Genomic DNA, 3416 nt, shown 5'->3' on the forward strand with positions numbered 1-3416 from the left:
CCGCTGGTCGTGAAGAACCGCTCGTACACCCGGCCGATCCGGCCTTCCTTTTCCATCGCCCGCAGTTCATCCAGGGGGACCACCCGGTTAGGGTCGTCGTTGGCCCACGAGCAGTCGTAACCCCCGTGGATGCCGATGAACCCGATCGGCTCCAGGCGGTCGGCGTGGCTGATGTCGTAGGCCCCGTAGGTCGTCGAGAAGGCCTGTTTCAGCTGGTCCGGATTGCCCTTCGGGACGATCCCGCCTCCGGTCACCAGGGCGATGGTCGCCTTGGCGAGGTCTCGAACCGGAGGGGCCGGAGGGACCTTCTCGAACCCCCGCAGAGGGATCTCGCTAACGAAGGGTTCGCCGGCGAGCTTGCGGTGGAGCATCTCGACCACCCTGGCCGCCGCGCTCTCCGAACGATACTCGTTGTAGCGGTGCCCGGTCGGGATGTACCCCTCGGTCTCGGCCGCCCCCAGGCGCTGACCGCCGGCGAGCTTGACGGTCAACTCGGCGAGTTGGGCCGCGGCCTGCTTCATTCCGGCGGCCGAGGTCGTCGTGGGAGCCATGATCACGTTCTGGACGTATATCTGAACGGCCGGGTTGTCGGGGGACATGGCGGTCACCGCGGGAATCCCAAGCTCCTTCTTGGCCGCCAGGCAGACGGCCGCGCAGGCCAGCCCATAGCGGCCGGCGTTGAAAGCGGGCCCGGCGACGACCACGTCGGGGGCTTCGGCCCCTATCGCCTCGATTATCTCGGCGACGGCCTTTCCTTCATTCTCCTGGAAGTAGTTGTCGCCACAGGCGACGGTGGCCGTGATCCGGCCCCTGGAGCCCAGGGCGGCCTGCAGGGCCAAGCCCGGCCCGACCGGACCGGCGACCTTGCTCACGCCGACCCCGGCTTTCTCCTCCCCTCCCAGGCCGAAGAAGAATTGGTTCAGATAGTGGACTACCTTGATGCCCGGAGCCATGGATCAATCCCCTTTCGTCCCTCTGTCTCCGCCCGCCGATTCTGCTTTACGTGACGGGAAGGCTTCTGTCGACCCGGCCACGGCCCTCTTCGCTGTTCAACGGTGGCGACCACCCGAGCGTCGAGGACGGTTGCCCCATTCTCCCTGACCACCACCGGGTTGAGGTACCGCCCACGTCGCTCCTGTGGCTAACATCCCGGGAAACGACCTTCATCACCACCGGGAATCCGGCCTCTTCGGCCGCCGCCACGGCGGCGGGGAGGCACCGCAATCCCATAGTCCTGAAACACCCGATAGGCCTCAGGCTCGAGAAGGTTCCGCCCCTCGATCCCGGCCCTGTGAATCAGGTTAGCCGTCTCGGACGCGCTCAAAGAAGTGGGCGATGGTGCCGCTTTGCGCTGCGGGTTTCGGGCCCGGCGTGTGTGTGGTTGCATCTTACAAAATGCTATTTCGCAATACACTATTCTCTTCGCTCCACGCTACTCCTGCTTGAAGCGCCCGGACGACTGAATCATTTTTCGGGCAGAGCGGCCTTGGGCTTGGGCTAGTCTGCCGCGGATAAGGTTTTCAGGGGATCTGGCGGGAGAAGATTTCTTCCTCACCAAGGCAGGGAGAGCGGGGAACACCAACGAACTCTCCTTTGGTCTTATTGAAATGGTATTTCTCATAGTGCAAACAGGCGGCTGGTAGGCGTCATGCTGGCGGGCCGCCTGAAGGAGGTGGACTGGAAGGGTTGCGAGACGGTAGTCGCTTTGACGGCGTCTCGGCCTGAATGACGTGTTTGGGGATGTCTCGGCGCGTTCGTGGCTGTCTCAGGAGTACTTCAGCACTAAGGGAGGCGTTGGAGTTTGAGCCAGATGGAAGATAAGACGTCCACCGAACTCAGGTCCGGGGCTCTCGGGTTTTGGGAGTGCTTCGCCATCGCCGTCGGCGGCATGGTGGGCATGGCCATCTTTTCTCTTTCCGGCGTGACCTTCTCCATGGCCGGACCCGCGGCCGTGCTCTCCTGGATCCTGGCCGGCCTTATCGTCCTTGTCTATGCCCTGAACGTGGCCGAGATGGCCACGAAGTTTCCCCGCGCCGGGGGGATCTACGTCTACCCGTCCGAATCGCTGGGGTCCAACCCCGTGATCCGCCAACTCGGCGGCTGGCTGGCGGCGTGGTCGTGGATCAATGTGACGATTCTCGGCACCGCCTTCGGAGCCATCTTCGTCGCCCAGTACCTCGGAGGCATCATCCCAGCCCTGGGCAAATACGTCGTACCCATGGGGTTCCTGGGGGTTGCCTTCGTCTACCTGTTGAATGCGTTCGGCGTCTCGATCATGGGTATATCGAACCTGATCATGACCGGCGGCCTCGGTCTGATCGTCTTGATCTACATCATCGTGGCGGCGCCGCACGGCAGCGCGGCCAACCTGACGCCATTCTTCTCGGGCACCATGGGAAGCTCCGGGTTCGCCGCTTCCATCCCCATCGCCATGCTCGCCTATGGCTCGGTCATCGCCGTGGCCAGCGCGGCGGAGGAGATCCGGGACGCCAAGCGAACGATTCCCCGAGCGATGGGCTGGTCGATGGTGACGGTCATCATCGGCTACGCCGTGACCCTTCTCGTGACTTACGCCATTCTGCCGGTGAGTCAGGTGACGGCCGGCAGCTTCGGGTACTACGCCCCGCTTCACTTCGCCATCGCCGTGGCTCAGTTGCCCAGTTGGCTGTCGGCCCTCGTGTCGCTAGGGGCCCTCCTGGCGATCATCACCACCATGCTGGTGATGATCATGGACGCGGGTCGGACGATGATGGCCATGGGTCGGTCTGGTCTCTTGCCGAAGGCCTTTGCCTATGTCCATCCGAAAACCAAGACCCCGCTCGTCTCTTTGACCCTGGCGTCGGCCGCCGCCGCCATCATCGCCTGCTTCCCCAACTTCACCTCCCAGATCATCAACACGGGTTCGACGACCTTCGCCGTCCTGGTGGTGATCATCGTCGTTTCGGTCATCAGCTCACGGCTTTACCGCAAGGACGTCAGGGCCGCCTTCACCGCGCCCGGCGGCTATGCCCTGCAGATCATCGCCCTGCTGACCGTCGTCTTCAGCATCTCGCAGCTTCAACACCAGGGGGTGGCCCTCTCCGCCTGGTGGTACGCCATCGGCCTGGCCTACTTCCTGATCCGCTGGGCCGCGGGTGGTTTCGCCGACGTTAAGACAGGCTCGAAGGGTATGAAATCAGGGGCGGCCTGAGCGGCCCGCCCCTGCGAGAGGGAAGAAGGTGATATCCTTGTCGACCCAGTTGGCCTTTGACCCGAAGCTATGCACGGAGTGCCGGACGTGTGAGCTAATGTGCTCCTTCGTCCATCTACAGGTGTTCAACCGCGGCAAGTCGGGGATTCGGATCACATCGGCTTGGCCCGGAGCGCCCGCGGCCGCACTCTGCCGACGTTGCGACGACCATCCGTGTGTTCAGGAA

General features: G+C 63.6%; 4 protein-coding genes. 2 read left to right on the plus strand and 2 right to left on the minus strand.

Annotated features, from left to right (window positions below):
- Both VGL40_08075 and VGL40_08080 read right to left on the minus strand, forming a co-directional pair.
- On the minus strand, positions 1-953 hold a 953-nt coding region (locus tag VGL40_08075; GenBank protein ID HEY3315212.1), incomplete at its 3' end, for a glycine/betaine/sarcosine/D-proline family reductase selenoprotein B.
- A 46-nt stretch (positions 954-999) separates the two neighbouring features.
- Positions 1000-1230 carry an acetate--CoA ligase family protein gene (locus VGL40_08080; protein ID HEY3315213.1) on the minus strand — a complete coding sequence of 77 codons (231 nt, stop codon included), beginning with the start codon at positions 1228-1230 and terminating at the stop codon, positions 1000-1002.
- Positions 1231-1810: 580 nt separating this feature from the next.
- On the opposite strand from VGL40_08080, the gene VGL40_08085 reads away from it, so the two are divergent.
- A complete protein-coding gene (locus VGL40_08085) occupies positions 1811-3190 on the plus strand; it encodes an APC family permease (protein HEY3315214.1) in 1380 nt (459 codons plus the stop codon).
- 37 nt (positions 3191-3227) lie between these two features.
- A partial coding sequence (locus tag VGL40_08090; GenBank protein ID HEY3315215.1) for a 4Fe-4S dicluster domain-containing protein occupies positions 3228-3416 on the plus strand: 189 nt, incomplete at its 3' end.

This window comes from Bacillota bacterium, from assembly GCA_036504675.1.
GTDB lineage: Bacteria > Bacillota > Sulfobacillia > JAJYWN01 > JAJZPE01 > DASXUT01.